Origin of the sequence: Candidatus Thiodictyon syntrophicum, from assembly GCF_002813775.1 — a bacterium.
Classification (GTDB): Bacteria; Pseudomonadota; Gammaproteobacteria; order Chromatiales; family Chromatiaceae; genus Thiodictyon; species Thiodictyon syntrophicum.
In genome coordinates, this window is the sequence record NZ_CP020370.1 from 6147130 (window position 1) to 6163964 (window position 16835).

At 66.2% G+C, this 16835-nt stretch carries 17 protein-coding genes, 1 tRNA gene and 1 pseudogene; 6 read left to right on the top strand and 13 right to left on the bottom strand.

The window, feature by feature from the left end; genetic code table 11:
• Positions 1-14 precede the first annotated feature (14 nt).
• The 3 genes and pseudogenes from THSYN_RS26340 to THSYN_RS26355 all read right to left on the bottom strand — a co-directional run bounded on the left by THSYN_RS26340 (position 15) and on the right by THSYN_RS26355 (position 3066).
• Complete coding sequence (locus THSYN_RS26340) at positions 15-461, bottom strand: hypothetical protein (protein WP_100921744.1); 447 nt, start codon at positions 459-461, stop codon at positions 15-17.
• Between the two features lie 420 nt (positions 462-881).
• Positions 882-2240 (bottom strand): annotated as a pseudogene (locus tag THSYN_RS36255) (linear amide C-N hydrolase).
• Between the two features lie 31 nt (positions 2241-2271).
• Complete coding sequence (locus tag THSYN_RS26355) at positions 2272-3066, bottom strand: hypothetical protein (protein ID WP_100921747.1); 795 nt, start codon at positions 3064-3066, stop codon at positions 2272-2274.
• A 288-nt stretch (positions 3067-3354) separates the two neighbouring features.
• Between THSYN_RS26355 and THSYN_RS26360 the strand changes: the two genes are divergently transcribed.
• The 3 genes from THSYN_RS26360 to THSYN_RS26370 all read left to right on the top strand — a co-directional run bounded on the left by THSYN_RS26360 (position 3355) and on the right by THSYN_RS26370 (position 6055).
• Complete coding sequence (locus tag THSYN_RS26360) at positions 3355-4149, top strand: hypothetical protein (RefSeq protein ID WP_236848704.1); 795 nt, start codon at positions 3355-3357, stop codon at positions 4147-4149.
• 362 nt (positions 4150-4511) lie between these two features.
• Positions 4512-5084: a type II toxin-antitoxin system ParD family antitoxin gene (locus tag THSYN_RS36260; RefSeq protein ID WP_236848705.1), complete on the top strand. Its 573-nt coding sequence runs from the start codon at positions 4512-4514 to the stop codon at positions 5082-5084.
• A 62-nt stretch (positions 5085-5146) separates the two neighbouring features.
• Positions 5147-6055, top strand: coding sequence for an alpha/beta fold hydrolase (locus tag THSYN_RS26370; protein ID WP_157817946.1), 909 nt, complete (start codon positions 5147-5149; stop codon positions 6053-6055).
• Positions 6056-6156: 101 nt separating this feature from the next.
• Here THSYN_RS26370 and THSYN_RS26375 read toward each other — a convergent pair whose 3' ends face one another.
• Positions 6157-6375 carry a hypothetical protein gene (locus tag THSYN_RS26375; RefSeq protein ID WP_100921750.1) on the bottom strand — a complete coding sequence of 73 codons (219 nt, stop codon included), beginning with the start codon at positions 6373-6375 and terminating at the stop codon, positions 6157-6159.
• Between the two features lie 255 nt (positions 6376-6630).
• On the opposite strand from THSYN_RS26375, the gene THSYN_RS26380 reads away from it, so the two are divergent.
• The gene (locus THSYN_RS26380) at positions 6631-7176 is read left to right on the top strand and encodes a hypothetical protein (RefSeq protein ID WP_100921751.1); all 546 of its coding nucleotides are present in this window, start codon (positions 6631-6633) and stop codon (positions 7174-7176) included.
• 297 nt (positions 7177-7473) lie between these two features.
• On the opposite strand, the gene THSYN_RS34365 is transcribed toward THSYN_RS26380, so the two are convergent.
• The 7 genes from THSYN_RS34365 to THSYN_RS26415 form a co-directional block, all read right to left on the bottom strand.
• Positions 7474-7713, bottom strand: coding sequence for a hypothetical protein (locus tag THSYN_RS34365; protein ID WP_157817947.1), 240 nt, complete (start codon positions 7711-7713; stop codon positions 7474-7476).
• 240 nt (positions 7714-7953) lie between these two features.
• The gene (locus THSYN_RS26390) at positions 7954-9216 is read right to left on the bottom strand and encodes an MBL fold metallo-hydrolase (RefSeq protein WP_100921753.1); all 1263 of its coding nucleotides are present in this window, start codon (positions 9214-9216) and stop codon (positions 7954-7956) included.
• Positions 9217-9268: 52 nt separating this feature from the next.
• Complete coding sequence (locus tag THSYN_RS26395) at positions 9269-10222, bottom strand: hypothetical protein (protein ID WP_100921754.1); 954 nt, start codon at positions 10220-10222, stop codon at positions 9269-9271.
• A gap of 495 nt (positions 10223-10717) precedes the next feature.
• Positions 10718-10791 (bottom strand) — tRNA-Gln (locus tag THSYN_RS26400).
• A gap of 67 nt (positions 10792-10858) precedes the next feature.
• Positions 10859-11248, bottom strand: a complete 390-nt coding sequence (rpsI, locus tag THSYN_RS26405) for a 30S ribosomal protein S9 (RefSeq protein ID WP_100921755.1) — start codon at positions 11246-11248, stop codon at positions 10859-10861.
• Between the two features lie 39 nt (positions 11249-11287).
• Positions 11288-11725, bottom strand: coding sequence for a 50S ribosomal protein L13 (gene rplM / locus THSYN_RS26410; protein WP_100921756.1), 438 nt, complete (start codon positions 11723-11725; stop codon positions 11288-11290).
• Between the two features lie 254 nt (positions 11726-11979).
• The gene (locus THSYN_RS26415; RefSeq protein WP_100921757.1) at positions 11980-12294 is read right to left on the bottom strand and encodes a (2Fe-2S) ferredoxin domain-containing protein; all 315 of its coding nucleotides are present in this window, start codon (positions 12292-12294) and stop codon (positions 11980-11982) included.
• Between the two features lie 62 nt (positions 12295-12356).
• Between THSYN_RS26415 and THSYN_RS26420 the strand changes: the two genes are divergently transcribed.
• Together THSYN_RS26420 and coq7 are read left to right on the top strand one after the other, a co-directional pair.
• A complete protein-coding gene (locus tag THSYN_RS26420) occupies positions 12357-13625 on the top strand; it encodes a (Fe-S)-binding protein (protein ID WP_100921758.1) in 1269 nt (422 codons plus the stop codon).
• A 228-nt stretch (positions 13626-13853) separates the two neighbouring features.
• Positions 13854-14498 carry a 2-polyprenyl-3-methyl-6-methoxy-1,4-benzoquinone monooxygenase gene (gene coq7 / locus THSYN_RS26425; RefSeq protein ID WP_100922617.1) on the top strand — a complete coding sequence of 215 codons (645 nt, stop codon included), beginning with the start codon at positions 13854-13856 and terminating at the stop codon, positions 14496-14498.
• Between the two features lie 170 nt (positions 14499-14668).
• Here coq7 and THSYN_RS26430 read toward each other — a convergent pair whose 3' ends face one another.
• Both THSYN_RS26430 and speD read right to left on the bottom strand, forming a co-directional pair.
• Positions 14669-15562 (bottom strand): hypothetical protein, encoded by an 894-nt coding sequence (locus tag THSYN_RS26430; protein WP_100921759.1) that lies wholly within the window; start codon positions 15560-15562, stop codon positions 14669-14671.
• Between the two features lie 413 nt (positions 15563-15975).
• Entirely contained in the window at positions 15976-16815 is an 840-nt protein-coding gene (gene speD / locus THSYN_RS26435) for an adenosylmethionine decarboxylase (protein WP_100921760.1), read from the bottom strand.
• Positions 16816-16835: the final 20 nt, after the last annotated feature.

Here is a 16835-nt window from a genome sequence, read left to right on the forward strand (position 1 = left end):
GAGACCGGCATGAATCAAAACTCCAGCAGCGTTGACATGGTCTGGCAAAAATCCTCCAGCCAGGGCTCGGGCTGCTCAACCTTTGAGGCCCAAGGCCGCAAGCCGCTGACCTCACGCGAGCTCACATAGAGGATCTTCCCATCCCAGGTCAGTTCGACCTCAAAGGTGGCCTTGCCGCCGGGAATGTGCAAACTCAGACCATAGGGGTGCGGCTCGCCGCCGAGAAACCCCGCGACCAGTCCGCGGGCGCGATCCGAACGACGTTGATAGTCCTCAGGCCAGATGCGCTTGAGCACGTCGATCCGCACAAAGGTGTTTTCAATATCGCCAAACGCCTTGAACAGCGGCATCGCCGCCGCACTTCGGCGCTGCGCCAGATCCATCGACGACGCCCTGCTCATCGCCTCGGACTCCCGGCGGCGCTGCGCTTCTGCCTTGATTTTATTCAAGGTGTCGTTCATCTTGTCGACCCCACAATAAAAACTCCCAGACCGGCGATTGTCCGCTGTTCCGGCGAGGCCGTAAAGTGGACTGCGAGTCCGCCCCAGGCGTCGCCGTGCAAGTCGCGCGGCCACGCTGTGGGAGCGGCTTCAGCCGCGAGGCGGCCGCGCAAGCGGCCGTGGCCGCGTCGCGGCTGAAGCCGCTCCCACGCACGCCGAATTGCAGTCTGCAAGTCTGGGCACCAGCCCAGGCCGTCGGCCGCCGAACCTAGTACACCCGGATGGAAATGCTCGGACCTTTGGCAAGAGCGCGTACCCGTAGGGTGCGCCGCGCGCACCGGAGCGCCGGCCCAGGCTCAGGCCGCTTCGTTCAACCCCAGCCTTGGAAGGTGCGCACGGCGCACCCTACGCCAATGGTTTGACGACTTGCGCCGCTTAGTACTAATTACCCACCGCCGGTGTCACGTCCTGGGCCTGCATCGTCGTCGGCATGGGAACGTGCACGATGGCCTTGCCGCCGAAGTCGAAGCGGGTGAGATCGAGCTTGCGGATGTTCAGGTCGCCATAGGTCCGAAAATAGGTGATCCGGTGCTTGAGGTCATAGACGGTCGCCCACTCGCTGCGGTCATAGGACAGCGTGGGCGCCCCGCCGGTCGGCGACGGGACCTTCCCCACGATGGCACCAACGGGGATGTCGACCGCGTTCAGGATATGGAAGGCGAGGTTCGCCGCCTCCGGCGCCGTCGCCACCGGGAGCGCCGCATAGGCGAGCGCGGTCGCCTTCACGAAGCGGCTGGGCGGGGTGTAGTCACCCGGTAGCCCGAGCAGCCCGGTACCCTGGCCGAGCGGCAGGATCTCAACCGACCCGAGCTTGAGCGCATCGACATTGATGCTCGTGAGGTTGATGTAGTTGCGCAGGTTCGTCTGGTGCCAATCGAACGTCGGGGAGTTGGTGAGGACACCGATCGGATTGTCATGGAGGTGCAGTTTGCCGCCCACGTACTCGACCACCAAGGCGCCCCCCTGGGCGTCGGCGATGGACCAGTGGAGCGGTTACCGGCCGCTCGGGGGCAGGTCGAGGTCGTAGACGGCGACCTTGGCGAGCGCCTCGCGCACCTCGCCCACGGTCGCGAACTGGCTCAGCACCCAGTTGCCGAACTCCAAGTTGGAAACCGCATGCCTGCCGTCGGGCGGGAACGGCTGATACTCGACAAAACCGGGGATGTAGAGCACGCCCACCGACAGCCCCGCCTCATTCATCCCGTCGAGCGCCACGTCCAGCCCGAAGGCGTTGATGCCGAGGAAACCGTGCTTGACCTCCCAGCCCATGCCGGGCTTGAGGTCGGGGCGCGTCGTGGTGAGCCGGTAGCCGCGCGGGACCAGCATCACCTCGCTCTTGAGGTCCTGCCCGAACTCCATCGAACGGGCGACCAGCCAGGCCCCGTCCTGCGACTGGATGCGAAACGTGGTGCAGGCCGCGGCGGGGGCCGGCAGGACGGCGATGGCGCCGGCGACAAGCGCGGCGAGCACGGTGCGGGCGATGAACTGACGGGGCATCCAGGTTTCTCCGGGCAAGGGGTAAGGGGTAAGGGGTAAGGACAGCAGCAGACGATAGAGAATAGACGGGTCTAGATCCAATTGCTTGAGATCGAGTGACCCGTTCGGGCCTCGATCATCGTTCCGGCCGCCCCGGGCGGAGTCCAAGGCTTCAGCCTTGGATGCACAGGACCAAGGCTGAAGCCTTGGACTCCGGGAGGCGGCCGCCGGCCGAAACCAAGATCGAGGCCCCGTTCGGGTCATCAGGCGTCCGTCCGGGCGCCGGTGGGAGGCCTCAGCCCACCCCGAGAATCCACCCCTCGACCTCGGCCAGGGCACACTCGGGCGGCGTCAGGGAGGGTGCCAGGTATCCATGCAGCCGGCCATCCAGATCGGCCTGACGCAGCCAGGCGGCGACGCACCAGGCGTCGTGCTGGTCCGGAGTGCGTCCTTCGGCGGGGTAGGCGTGCTTCCACAGGGCGGGGTAGATCTCGGCGACCGCCGAGCGCCCTGCCGGGATCTGCCAGCCGTCGAACGGCCAGCAATGCAGCCGCTCGCCAAGCTGCTGCCGGAGATAGAGCAGCCAGGGCAGGCCCGCGTGCGTGGACTTGGCCACTGAGCCTTGCACGTCGAAGTGGAAGACCGACTTGGCCGTACCCGCGCGCACCTCGGTCAGGCGCCGCCAGCGGGAATTGCCCATACGCTCGGCGCCCGTTCCAACGTCGCCGTGGCGGACGAAATCCACATAGATGTCTTGGTCGGTCGGCCAGTGGCGCTGGAAGTCCGCAAGGAAGGCTGGCCAATCGAGCGGCAGCCCGTGGGCCTCGAAATAGCGCAACGGAAACGAGAAGCCGTGGTCAATGCCGACCAGGGTAGGCCCGTCCTCGGCGAGACGCTCCACCAGCCATTCCGCGATGCCGCGCCGGGTCCAATACTTGCGAGGGCTGGGCGGCGGCAGGACTTCCTCGGGCGGGGTCGCCCGGCCCGCCTGGTAGACGCGAAGCCCCTTGAGGCTCGACCTTGGCGTCGCAGCGCCGGAGTAGTCGATGCCGATATAACGCGCGAACGCCGGTTCATCATTGTTATTCATGTCGCGGGGATGGTCTCACGCCAAGCTCGCCAAGATAAAGAAAACGACAGGGGGCGAGCCCCAACACCCGGCCCCCGCACGCCAGCGGCGTTCGTCGCGGCTGAGAGTCCGCACTGCACTGGGCTGCGGCGCTCCCGGAAACCAGCCCCGGGTTGCCGGCCTTGATCGCCGTTGCGGCCACTGGAGGGCGGAACTTCACCATGAAGGTCACGCAGCGACGCTGTGGGAGCGGCTTGCGCCGCGACGGGCCGCGCGCAGAACTCGGCGGGTGACGGACGAACCTTCATCATGCTGGCCGAGCGCATCAAGACCTGGACCCAGGAGTGGGAGGCGCAGGGCCGACAGGAAGGCGAGACCAAGAGGTATACTGTCCCTGGAATTCCACTCTCGCAGCCGACCACCGTGACCTGGGCACGCGCTGATTCATTCGGGTTTTCCCCCGGGCGAGCAGTCGCCATCACCACCGATGCAACCAGGAGCACCCGCATGACTCGTCAGATCGACGAACTGATCCGCCGGATCAATGAACTGGAAGACGAATTGGAACAGGAGTTTGTGAAGAAGCGGGAGGCGTTCCAGTATATCATCGAAAAGAAGCGAGTGCGCTTTGCCGAGGAAGTGACACTTCAGCAGCACCGGCTCAAGACCGGGCTCGTTCGTTACCTTGCACAGGCCCGGCCGCTCAACGTGTTGACGGCCCCGCTGATTTATTCGGGCCTGGCGGCGTTTGCCGCGCTTGACCTGTTCCTCTTTGTCTATCAGTCGCTGTGCTTTCCGATCTACGGTATTCTGAAGGTGCGCCGCGTGGATCACTTCGTCTTCGACCGGCAGGACCTGCCGTATCTGAATATGATCGAGCGCTTCAACTGTTTCTACTGCTCCTATGGCAATGGCCTGGCGGGTTATTTCCGGGAGATCGCCGCGCGGACCGAACAGTACTGGTGCCCGATCAAGAACGGCCGGCGCATCGTTGCATCCCATAGTCGCTATCCCCGTTTCTTTGAATACGGGGACGCTGAGAGCTATCGCCGGGAGTTGGCGCAACTGCGCGCGGAGTTGATGGACCAGGAGGCCGAAAAATAGCCGTTGCGGCGCAGCGTAATGGCTGGGATCGCGGGTGCAACGGAGCGGAAGACCCCCTGTCCCCGGAACTCCCCACACACCCTTGCGGCAACCCGTCGCGGCCGGGGGCCGCTCCTACCGCGTAGGAGCGGCCCCCGGCCGCGACGGCTATCACCCTCGAGGCGGCCGGAGTAATATCAAGGCCCCCCGGCACATCGCGGGCTGGGACCCTGGACCTGGCGAGACTCAGGTCATTTCGTTGTGTCTGCGGGACCTGGCGATCGGCAGTTTTTCGTCGTACGTCCCCTATTTCCGCTCAACGTTGGGTGGCAGATTATGCCGGCCGCTGCTACTATCTGCTTGTTACAGACGGTAGAGAAGCAATGCCCACCAGATACGTCGTACTGACAGATCATCAAGAAGCGTTGGTTGGTAGTCTGGTCGACAGCGGCCGATACCAAGACGCCGGCGAGGTGTTGCGCGAGCGGCTGCGCTTGGTGGAACAGCGTGAGGCCGAGGACGCATCGCGACTGGACGCGTTGCGGCAAGCGGTCGACAGCGGTATTCGCGATATCGATGAAGGCCGGTTTGACCGGTTGAGCACACGCAGCCAGATCGCCGCCGATATTGACGAGATCGACACGAGCCGGGCCACGATTCCTGCTTCTCCGCGGAAATACGTATACTGTCCCCGGAATTCCTTGTCCCCGGAATTCCTGGGACGATCCGCTCGCACCGCTGCCGGACTGGGACGCCGTGGCGCAACCCGCACCGGAGTTCGAGTTCGATCAGCGCATTTCCTGGTAGCACCGCCACGGGGCCGCCACCGCCGGCACGCCGGTGCAGGCCCCGGCAGCGCCGCTGCACGGCGCCCCGCCGCTGGTCTCGCTAGGCGTCCCCCCAGACCGCCAGACTCAGCCGCAAACCCGCTTGCCCGGTGTCCTGAGCGCGGCTAAGATTGGGGCCATATCGGGTTTCGGGTGATTGAATTTCCTATCCGTCCGTAGGAGGCAAGAGTGTGACCAATACAAACTACCCGGGGATCCAAGACCCCGGCACCATCATCGAGACAGCTGCGGGCAAGATCGAGTATGGCACCGCCGGTGAAGGCCCTGTGGTACTCGTGGTGCATGGTGCCCCTGGCGGATACGATCAGGGGCTGGGCCTCGCAAGGATCTTCACCGAAAGGGGCATGCGAGTGCTTGCTCCCTCTCGGCCCGGGTACCTGGGGACGCCTCTCGACACGGGGCGGACAATTGCAGAGCAGGCGGACGCCCTGGCGGCCCTGCTCGACGCCCTGGGGATCGACAAGGTTGCCGTTGTCGGAACCTCAGCCGGAGGTCCGATTGCCTACACGCTTGCCGCACGCCATGCAGACCGCGTCTCGTGCCTGGTGGCCGTGGACGGCGTCTCACAGCGGTATGTCATACCCGCCCAGGCGGGCAAGGTGGAGCAGGCGCTCTTCCTTTCCGATTTCGGGGAAAGGCTCGTCCACGCGCTGATGGCGCACTTCCCCGGACTCGTGATTTCGGATCTGCTGAGCACGGAAGGGTATCTCACAAGCAAGGAACAGCATGAGCGCGTTAAGCAGGTGGTGGCCGACCCCGAGAAACTGAGGGCCGTCAAGGTGCTGTGCAATTCCATGAATCCGTACCGCCTCCGAAAGGCGGGGGTCGACAACGACCTCATTCAACTCGCAGGCATCGACAACTTGCCCCTGAGTGAGATCAAGGCGCCCTCGCTCATCATCCACGGCACCGCTGATGCAGATGTGCAATTCAGGGATGGCGACCATGCTGCCAGCACCATTGCGGCGGCCCAGCACCTCTGGATCAATCGGGGAACCCACCTCTGCTTCTGGCTGTCGCCCCAGGCGACCGAGGTGCAGGAGCAGGCCGTCGCCTTCGTCAAGGCGCACATGCAGTGACGGCACGACCACTGAACAACCAGTGAGATGCTAACGGCATCCGGTCGCGCCATCCGTGACGGCACGCCAGGCCGTGCTCAGACGGACAATTACGACACGTTTCAACGGTCGTGCCCCGGAGCGCCGTCCTCGCGAACGTCGATGACGCCGATCAGATCATCAAACAGGTCAACCGGGGCAGGCCCGGTTGCGGTTACGTCGGTTCCCGCTGGGGGTATCGGGTCGACCACCGTGACGATCAGTCGCGCCCGGCGCACCGCAGGCAGTTCCTCTAGCAGCGTGACCTTGCCATCTTCGTACACCGCATGGACGGAAAGCATGTCTGCTCCTGGATCAACACAGTCAAGCGGGCGCCCGGCAGCACGTCACGAGCGCCAAATCGGCCTGTACTTGCACGCACACCGGCTCGCTGCGCAGCCGCAGGGCTGGCGGCCCCCGTTTGGCCATCGCCGCGGTGCTGGGAGCGCGGACACAACTACTGTTTCAGAGCTTAGCACTGATGGAACCGGCATGACGCAACCCTGAAGCTCCGCGAGCGAACGAGGACTTTCATGGTACGACCCCTGCTTTCTACGATGCCTACCCAAGTCCAAGACAAACTCGCCGCGATCATCAACGAGATCGACCGCACCGGACACGCGAATATCATGCGCCTCACGGTGCTCAAGAAATGGTTCGAGCACCCAAGGCGCCTGCGCGCCTTCGGGCTCTGGGTGGCGGAGCGGGCCGCCAACCGCGGAGAAGGAGTCACGGGGGAGGCTGCGGCCTTGTTTGAACAGGCGCGCGCCCTGCTGACCGAGCGCCCGCTGTCCGAGCCGATGCCCGGCTGGACTGCCGCCGAGGTGCTGCACCGTCGCCTGGTGGCCTTCCAGAACACTCATCGGCACCAACAGTGGGGGCCGGTGCGCATCATCCGGAACTGGGATCTGCTGCTCGTCGAACAGGGCCTCGACCTGTACCTGGGTCAGAAGCGTACACCCACCGACGGCTACCGGCTGGCGGCGGATGACTGCCAGCACTACGACCCGCGCTTCGGCACGAACCTGAATGGACCCTCCCGGGAGCGATTGGTCGCCCTGCTTGGATTCGTAGCGACGGTCGAGGCGCGTGAGGGTGAATAGGGGGATCAGCCGGCTAGTCAACCGCCGTCCGATGGCTGCAGTCACGCACCCGGCCCGACCGGAAAACCCGGACGCGCACCCAGCCGGCGCCCAGCAGGAGCAGCCGGGGGCGGCAAGACCGACGGGCTGGTTCAACGTGGGACGGGGCCGGGGGCTGCAGGGGACCGTGACGGAACCCGCGGGGGGCCGCGCGGTCGGGCCGGGCGGCCGGCGCTCAGGACAGCCGCAGGGGTTGGTCCGTGCCGGGCTCGGTGAGGACGACGTGCGGGGCACGGCCCGGGAGTTGCCAGGACCGGATCAGGCCCGCCGCCTCCAAGCGGCGCAGGGCATCGTAGCGGGCGTGGTCAGGGTGCGCCGGGTGAGGCGCACGCCGGGCGCTCGGTGCGCCGTGGCTAGTGCCATCAAGGCGAGGGCGAGGTGTAGGGTCTTGCCGGGCAGGATGGCGGCGCGGCGGCACCAGTCGAGGCGCACCGGCGCGGGCGAAGTGGCCAGGAGGGGCACAGTCGGCCCGGTGGGGACGGCGGAGGGGCTGGGCATGGCGCGGGGCTCGGCGGAGGGCGGCAATCCGCTGTTGCGGACAGGGGAGGCGGCGGGCCTCGGGTGCCTAGACCGGTTTTACTAGCGGTTCGCGGACATTGGTCTCTGGCAAACGGAAGGCCGCTAAAGACCCCAAGCCGACATCGGCTCTTTGAATCTCAACGGCAGCAGTCCAACGGACAGCGGACGTTCGCCGCAGCCCCGGTGACGGCTGCGCTTGGTGTGCGGTGTGTTCCTTCATCAGACCAAGTCGGATGATAGACATGGCGGGCTGGCGAACGTCGTCCCGGCACCCCCTTCCGTGTGTACGATAACTAGCTGCTTCGGCTGGAGTGCCTCGGCGAGTCGCTTGAGGTCCTCGGGCCAGGCGTGACCCCCTGAGTGGACGAACCGCGCCTCGACGCCCGTGCGCTCGGACCACTCGCGGATGGGGCAGCCGCCGCGCCTCCAGTAGCCGCTCCACTGCGACCAGACGAGCGACACGCGGCTCGGCCCGATCTTGTCGAACACCTTGGTCATGCCGAAGCCCGCTCGTGCGCACATGAGGTACGCCCCGGGGTTCTCGGCCAGCTCGTCGGTGGAGACCTTGGCAGCAATGCGCATGTCCCAGACCAACTGCATGAGACCGGCGTTCCTGAGTCGCTCGACTTGGTGAGGAGCAAAGCAGACGCGGATGCCGTCCCAGGTGAACTGGGGGATCGATGCCGAGAGGGGCGCGAGCTTCATGAGCACGAACGCCTGGTAGGGATCGACTACCAGCAGACGGCCGCTGCGCTTGGCGGCGCGGAAGCACGACACGAGGCGGTCGAGGTTCTGGCCCGGGGCGATGACGGCGAGAAGCTTGTCGTTGTCGCGCCTGGCGATCATGACGAGCGATTCCTCGACGTCTTGCTCGGAGCGTTGCCCATGGGGGCTCGCGGAGGCGCCGAGCGTCATACCCTCAAGGAGCAGCCAATCGATGCCGTGGAGCCGCGTGTCGCGGAGCAGCGCGTCGAACCGATAGCCCGTACGGCCGTGCGCCCGGAGGTCGCCGGAGTAGAGAAGTCGCTGGCCGTTAGACTCGACGAACAGGGCGCGCGAATCGGGTGCTCCGTGGTCGACCGGGATGGCGGTGACGGCCAGCGCGCCGATTAGCAGTGGGCCATGCTCGGGGAGCTCGCGCAGGTCGCCGGGGAGGGCGGCGTCGGGGAAGAAGATGCGGCCTACTTCGAGGAGTGCGATGGTTCCTCGGCTGCCGTAGACGGGAATGTCGGGGTGCGCATGGTGTGCGAGGCCGTAGTGGTCGAGGTGTGCGTGCGTCAGAATGATCGCGGAGAAGGCAGGTGCCGCGGGATCGTCGGCGTAAAGGGCGGCGACGTCGGGCAGGACCTTCTCGGCGATGAGTTCGCGTGTGGGGCGCTGCTGCGTGTCGCGGGGGACGTCCTCGTGGTTCGCGTCGTAGAGCGGCATCCCGAGGTCGAGTAGGATGCGCGTGCCGTCCTCGGATGCGACTTCGATGCACATGCCGCCGATCCGGTCGGCACCGCCATGGATGATGTAATGCAGGGCGGCGCTCCTAATCCCTTGAGTGAATCTGGCCGCGCATGCGATTCAAGAACTCAGGCAAGCCGAGGACGCTCTGTTTGAAGAGCCCCAAGCCCATGAATGTGGCTGCGCACAGCTTGAGCTCGTATCCGGCCGGCGCGGGAATGCCGGCGCCAATGTCGAGGAGTGCGCTCTTCAGCTTTGAGGAATCCGGATCGTGATCCATGAGAAACAGGATGAACTCGGGCTCCTCGGCGGTGAACTCGACGATCGCCTTGGGTGCACGGATCGTCTCGAGTTCCAGTTGCTGCTCGAACATCGCAATCGCCTCGGCCTTGACTCTGTCGAGCAGGCCCGGTGTCGCGGCGAACCTGTTCATGCCACGGATATGCTTGTCGATGCCGGCCGCCCCGGTGAGCGCTCCGTCGCCGTACTTCATCTCGATGAGAGCGAGCCTCGCGTGGGCCGCTTTGCGCATGGGGCCGCTTGACTCCCAGAAGGCGGCGATCATGTCGAATCGGTCTTCGCCCTGCGCGTACTCGATGTCGATGATGAAATAGTCGGTGGCCGTTGCACCATGGGCGCGATTATTGGCGCGGGCGACGAGCTGCTGATACTCACGCTCGATCTTCGGGTGCCCTGCGAACCACAGATCCATCTCCTGCTTGAGGAATGGGAAAGCGTCAACCCACTTGGCGCAATCGCCCTCTCGGGCGATCCGGCCAGGGCACTCGCCGAATGTCTTGGGGTAGCTGCCGGTGAAGTAGTGAGGGTCGAAAGTCGCCGTATAAATGCTCGCCGTGCCGACGCCATTCGGGTTGCGAGATACTCTCAGAAGGTTGCCACCTCGGTAGTAGATGTTGATGTACTGGTTGCGAATGGCAAGATGGAGGGTGTCATCTCGCTTGACCCGTTCAAGCAGTGGCGCCAGACATCCGGCCCTCAGGTCGTTCAAGAACGTTGTTGAGAGACCGCGGTCAGCCATGGTTTCCTCCCGATGATTGGACACTTCGATGAGAATACTACCTGGGTCTCACACGATGGGGCCGGGTGATCGCGCATAACCCTTCGTTTGCTTTTCACCCAGGGTACTGCCTCAACGGTCCGACCGCCGCCGACCTCCACCGCCGGCCCGGTCCCCGACCGATACCCCGGCTTTGGCCTCCGAATGGCGACGTTCCAGTCTACCCCGCGCGGTCCCCCGGGCGGTGCACGGTCTGGACGTTCCGCGCTGGCCGGTCGTCTCGAACAGATCATGTATCTGATCCCGCCGGGCGGACGAAGCCGGCGGGAGTGATGCCAGTGCTGCTCGCCGCCGGGCGGGGCGCAGTGATCCGCCGGGGTCGCAGGAGCGCATCGCACCCACCGATGCCCCCGGAACCGGACATAACCGGCTCCGTTGGGACGTGGCTCGGCCCGGTATTCGCCCGGAGCCCCAACGAAAAGGGCCTAGCCTCGCGGCTAAGCCCTTATCTATTGTTGGCTGGGGGACTAGGATTCGAACCTAGGTTGACGGAGTCAGAGTCCGTAGTCCTGCCGCTGGACGATCCCCCAAGAACTGATTTGGCGAGTGGCGGGCCGCACCGGTGGGGCAGGCCCGTCAATCGCCATTTCAAGCGGACTAGCGCTTGGAGTATTGCGGTGCCTTGCGTGCCTTGTGCAGGCCGACCTTCTTGCGCTCGACCTCGCGGGCGTCGCGGGTCAGGAAGCCGGCGCGGCGCAGGGCCGAGCGCAGTTCTTCATTGTAGCCTACCAGGGCGCGGGCGATGCCGTGACGGATGGCGCCGGCCTGGCCGGTGTTGCCGCCGCCGACGACCGTGGCCTTGATGTCCACCCGACCGAGTAGACCGCAGGTCTCCAGGGGCTGGCGGACCACCATGCGGGCGGTCTCGCGGCCGAAGAAATGGTCGAGCGTGCGCCCGTTGACCGTGATCTCACCTGAACCCGTGGTCAGAAAGACCCGGGCGGCGGAGGTCTTACGGCGACCGGTGGCGTATTGAGTCTCCGACATGGATGTCTGTTCCTGAGGACGATTGGATACTGGGGTTGGCTAGCAGTTAAGCTCGAGGACCTGGGGCTGCTGGGCCTGGTGGCCGTGCTCGGCCCCCCCGTAGACACGCAGCTTGCGGAACATGGCGCGACCCAAGGGGCCGCGGGGGAGCATGCCCTTCACCGCGATCTCGATGGCGCGCTCCGGGGCCTGGTCGAGCAACTTGCCCAGGCTCATGGATTTGAGATGGCCCACATAGCCGGTGTGGCGGTAGTACATCTTGTCCGCGAGCTTGTTGCCGGTGACCCGGACCTTGCCCGCGTTGACCACGACAATATAGTCGCCGGTGTCGACGTGGGGGGTGTATTGGGGCTTGTGCTTGCCGCGCAGGCGCAACGCAAGTTCAGTGGCCAGGCGGCCGAGCGTCTTGCCCTCGGCGTCCACCAGGAACCAGGCGCGGCGTACCTCTGCCGGTTTGGTGCTCACAGTCGTCGTCATGATCCGTAATTCCCGTACCGAGTCCGCGTGCGCCCCGGTCCGGATACCCCAAGGGGTGCGAGCGGGAAGGCGGCGGGTCTTTGATTCGTTGAGCGAAAGCGCGAAAGACCGCGAACTATACGGGAGCGGATGGGCGGATGCAAGCGCGGGAGTGGCGGATACCGGCTCAGCGCGTCTAATCGCTTGATCTTTCGAGGCTCGCGTCGCGCCAGCACTCAACACGGCAGACCCGGGCGGGACGCCCGGGCTCCTGTTCAGTCGGGTAAGCGCAGCCGCTCGACGACGCGCCCCGCGACCAGGTGCTCGGTCAGGATCTCGTCCAGGTCCTCCTGGTCCACATAGGTGTACCAGACGGCGTCCGGGTAGACGACCAGCACCGGCCCCTCCTCGCAACGGTCCAGACAGCCGGCGGTGTTGATGCGCACGCCGCCCCGACAGGCCAGCGCGAGCTCCTTGGTGCGGCGTTTCAGGTAGTCGCGCAGCCCCGCGGAGCCGCACTGGGCGCAGCACTGGCTGCCGTCCTCACGCTGGTTGGTGCAGAAAAAGACATGGTGCCGGTAGTAGGACATCGGGGTTCCCCGCTGGGTGTCGAGGGCTAAGAACTAGGGCGCGCGCACCGCGGGAGGTTACCATGTCCGGGGCGCCGGCCGCTGCCCTGACAACCGCTGCCCACCCCGGACTCCCCCTCACCAGGATCGACGTGACCCCCGACCAGTTACTCACCCTCGCGGACCAGTGCGTCAAGTGCGGACTATGCCTGCCCCAGTGCCCGACCTTCGCGAAGCTGGGCAATGAGGCCGATTCACCGCGCGGGCGCATTGCCCTTATCCAGGGGTGGGCGGCCGGGGACCTCGCCATGAGTCCCGCCCTGGCCGGGCACCTGGACAGTTGTCTGGGTTGCCGTGCCTGCGAGGGCGCCTGCCCCTCCCTGGTCGCCTACGGGCGACTCGCCGACGGGGCCCGGGCGGCACGGGTCGAGCGCGCATCACCTGCGCGGCGCGCCTGGCTGCGGCTCTGGTTGGGGTGGCTCTCTGAGGCCCGGGTCACCCGCTGGTTGGCCCGGGGTGCCCGGCTCTATCAAGGCGCGGGGCTGGCCTGGCTGGCGGAGCGTACGGGCCTGGCAGCCTGGCCGGCCATCGCCCCGCTGCATCGTCTGGCCCGGGCGATCCCGGCGATGGCGGCGCCGGTCCCGGCCGCGGACAGCGGGCCGGCGGACCTGGAGATCTTCGTCGGCTGCATGGGCGCCCTGGCCCAGGGGCACGCCATCGCCGCCGCCCGCACCCTGTGCGCGCGCCTCGGACTGCGCGTGCGCGTGCCCGCGCACCCGACCTGTTGCGGCGCACTGCTGCGACACAACGGGCTGCCGCGGGAGGGGGACCGGCACCGCGACGCCCTCGCCCGCCGACCGGGGGACCCGCCGCTGGTGGGGCTCGCGAGCGCCTGTGTGGCGGAACTGCGCGCGGCCCCGGGGAGCGCCGCGACCCGGGAGTTCTGTGACTGGCTCGAACAGGTCCCGGCCCTCGGAGGCCTGCGGTTCCGGCCCCTGGCGCGCCGCGTCCTGGTCCATGAGCCCTGCTCCCATCGCAACCTGTTGGGGGGCTGCGGCGCCGTCTACCGGCTGCTGCAACGCATCCCCGAACTCAGTGTCCAGGAGCTTGCGGGCAACGAGACCTGTTGCGGTGCGGCCGGCACCTATCTGCTCCAGCAGCCGGGGCTGGCCGCGGCCCTGCTCGCCGACAAGCTCGCGGGCCTCACGGCGCTGTCCGCCGACCTGATCGTCACCACCAACCCGGGCTGTGCTCTGCACCTGAGCGCCGGACTGCGGGAGGCCGGGCTGGCGATCGAGGTCTGCCACCCGGTGGAGATCCTAGCCCGCCAGCTTGATGGACCTGCTACCTAAAAAGAGTATTTAGCCGCAAATGAACGCAAATAAGCGCAAATAAATCTGCTGGTTAGCATCGTCACGGGCGCCACCCGGACGGTGAACATGCGACCAAGACCAAGTCTCTGATTATTCGCGTTAATTTGCGTTCATTTGCGGCTAAACTGCTTTTTCTGGGTTGAAGCGATCCCTGCCGCGCCCCAGACTCCCGACTTGACCGACCGGACCGAGCAGCAGCAATACCCCATGACACAGCGCCATTACACCCCCATCGACCGGCTGATCCGCAACGCCGACAATGCCCTGCGCACCCTCTTCGGCCGCCCGCGGGTCACGGAGCGTCCCTACCCGGCGGCCCTGCTGGACGAGGCGGCACTGGGGCAGCAGGAGCGCCGCCATGTGGCCCGTCTGATGCGCATCAACCACACGGGTGAGGTCTGCGCCCAGGCGCTCTATCAGGGCCAGGCGATCACGGCGCGACTGCCCGAGACGCGCAAGCGCATGGAGCGCTCGGCCCTGGAGGAGAACGACCACCTGGCCTGGTGCGCGACCCGAATCGAGGAGTTGGGGGACCGCAAGAGCCTGCTGAACCCGCTCTTTTTCGCCGGGTCATTCGCCATCGGGGCGCTCGCCGGGCTGGCCGGGGACCGCTGGAGCCTGGGGTTCGTGGTCGAGACCGAGCGCCAGGTCGAGGACCATCTGGACGACCACCTGGACCAGGTCCCGGAGCGCGATGAGCGCACCAGGGCCGTGCTCGAGCAGATGAAGGTGGATGAGATCCACCACGCCCAGGTCGCCAAGGCGGCGGGCGGGGCCGAATTGCCGGCGCCGATCCGCACCGCGATGCGCCTGGCCTCGCGCGCCATGACGCGGAGCGTCTATTGGGTCTAGTCGCCGGAGCAGGCCTTATCGATGCGCCGCCGTTTCATCGACCGGTCGAGCTTCTTTAGCAGAGGGGGGATGCGGCGCGACCGAGCGCCGAACCGTACCCGCGGCGCCGGGCCGCGCGCCTGATGCACCCTGCTTCGTCTACCGCCCTGTTGCATGAACGCCCAGGATTGCTAGCGTTTCTCCGAGGTCAGGCCCCATAGCGACAAGATGTTGTACACCGTCTCTGGCGGGTCGCCGACGACCGCGGGGAGCGTGGTCGACGCGGTCACCGCTGGGGCAACCGCTGCCAGCGCGGGCGGGTCCATGGTCGTCTGCTCGGCGCGTTGTACGGACGCCCAGTATTGTTGGCGTTGCTCCAGGGTCAGGCCCCATAGCGTCAACAGGTTATACGCACTCCTTGACGTGTGGGCGGCGGCTGGGGGGAGTGCGGTCGACGGGGTTGCAGCCAGCGCAACCGGTGCCGCCGGTGCGGGCGCCGTCGGTGGCGTTGCAGCTACGGCAACCGGTGCCGCCGGCGCGGGGGCCGTCGGTGGCGTTGCTGCCACGGCAACCGGTGCCGCCGGCGCGGGGGCCGTCGGCGGTGTTGCAGCCACAGCGAGCGGTGCCGCCGGCGCAGGGGCCGTCGGCGGCGTTGCAGCCAGAGCAACCGGCTCTGTCGGCGCAGGGGCCGTCGGCGGCGTCTCCGCGGGCGGGTTGACCATCGCCACCAGGTCGTTCCAGCCCTGTTGCATCTGCTCCCAGTAGTGTTGGCGCTGCTGCGCGCTCAGACCCCATTTATCCCATAGATCCCGTGCACCCTGCTGCACTTGCTCCCAGTATTGCTGGCGTTGCTCAGGGCTCAGGTTGACTTTCGCCCAGAGCTCGCGCGCACTCTGTTGCATTTGCTCCCAGTGTTGCTGGCGTTCCTGCGCGGTCCAGGAAGGGTAGGTCTCGATTGCGGGAGCGGGCGCCGGGGTTGCCGCCGGGGCATCGGCTGCCGTCGCGAGCGGGCCGCAAAGCAATAACCCAAGCGACAGGGCGGATGCCGTTGTCGTCAGGCGTTTGGTCGTTGACTGCATCTTCATCACTGATCCTCCGGAGACAGATGGAAATCCATTTCAAGAATTTCCTACTCGACAATTCAGGGGTTCCATACGATAGGTCCGGCGCGGCACGGCGGTCTGTTCGTTGACGAACACAGGGCAGCCGGCCGCGGGCCGGTCCCCAGGTCCCGCTGGTGTGGCAGTGAGCGGCGTTGCTACGGTGAGCTTTATCAGCTGCTGCGCTGTCTGGAGGCCCTGGGGCGAGGCGTTGCGGCCCCGAATCGTCGTGCCGAGCGCGGCCCGGACCCCGCAACGCAACCGGAGGTCGAGGCTTCAGCCGGTCGACCCTTGGCCTCTACGAGCCCTGGTTCGGCTGAGGCTATCGTGGAAGGGATCGCCTGACACCTGCGTGAAACCATTTGAGCGATGTCACGAGGCGGCGTCGCGAGCGAGCTTCAGCCCGCGAACTCCAACTCCCGCGACAGGTTGCACCCGTAGAAGATCTCGGACAGTTCGCGGCGCACGAGCTTTTGGATGCGCCAGCGCTCCGGCTCGGGCAGGTCCTTCTCCTCGATGCAGAAGAGATAGTCGTCGAGTTGGAACTGCTTGAGCACCATCTTGGTGTGGAACAGGTTTTCCTGATAGACGTTCACGTCCACCATCTGGTAGCGGTCCTTGCTGTCCCGCGACAGGTAGTTCTGGATGGAGCTGATGTTGTGGTCGATGAAGTGCTTGCGCCCGGTCACGTCACGGGTGAAGCCGCGCACCCGGTAGTCGAGGATCACGACATCGGACTCGAAGGAGTGGATCAGGGAGTTGAGCGCGCGCAGCGGTGAGATGCGCCCGCAGGTGGAGACGTCGATATCGGCGCGGAAGGTGCTGATGCCGGTGACCGGGTTGCTCTCCGGGTAGGTGTGCACCGTGATGTGGCTCTTGTCCAGGTGGGCCACGACGGCGTCCGGGAAGAGACCGGACCGCGCGAGCGGTCCGGGCTTGGCGAAATTGGGGAGTTGCTCGGCGACCAGGGGTTCCTCCGAGATCAGCATGGTGACCGAGGCGCCCTGGGGGTCGTAGTCCTGGTGGGCGACGTTGAGGATGTTGGCGCCGATGATCGCCGCCACGTCGGTCAGGATGGCGGTCAGGCGCTCCGCGTTGTAGGCCTCGTCGATGTACTGGATGTAGGCCTCACGCTGGAGCGCGCTGTCCGCGTAGCAGACGTCGTAGATATTGAAGCTCAGGGTCTTGGTCAGGTTGTTGAAGCCCTGGAGCTGCAGCTTCTTGTGGCCGATCGACATGGTACGGGCTCCGGTGTGCG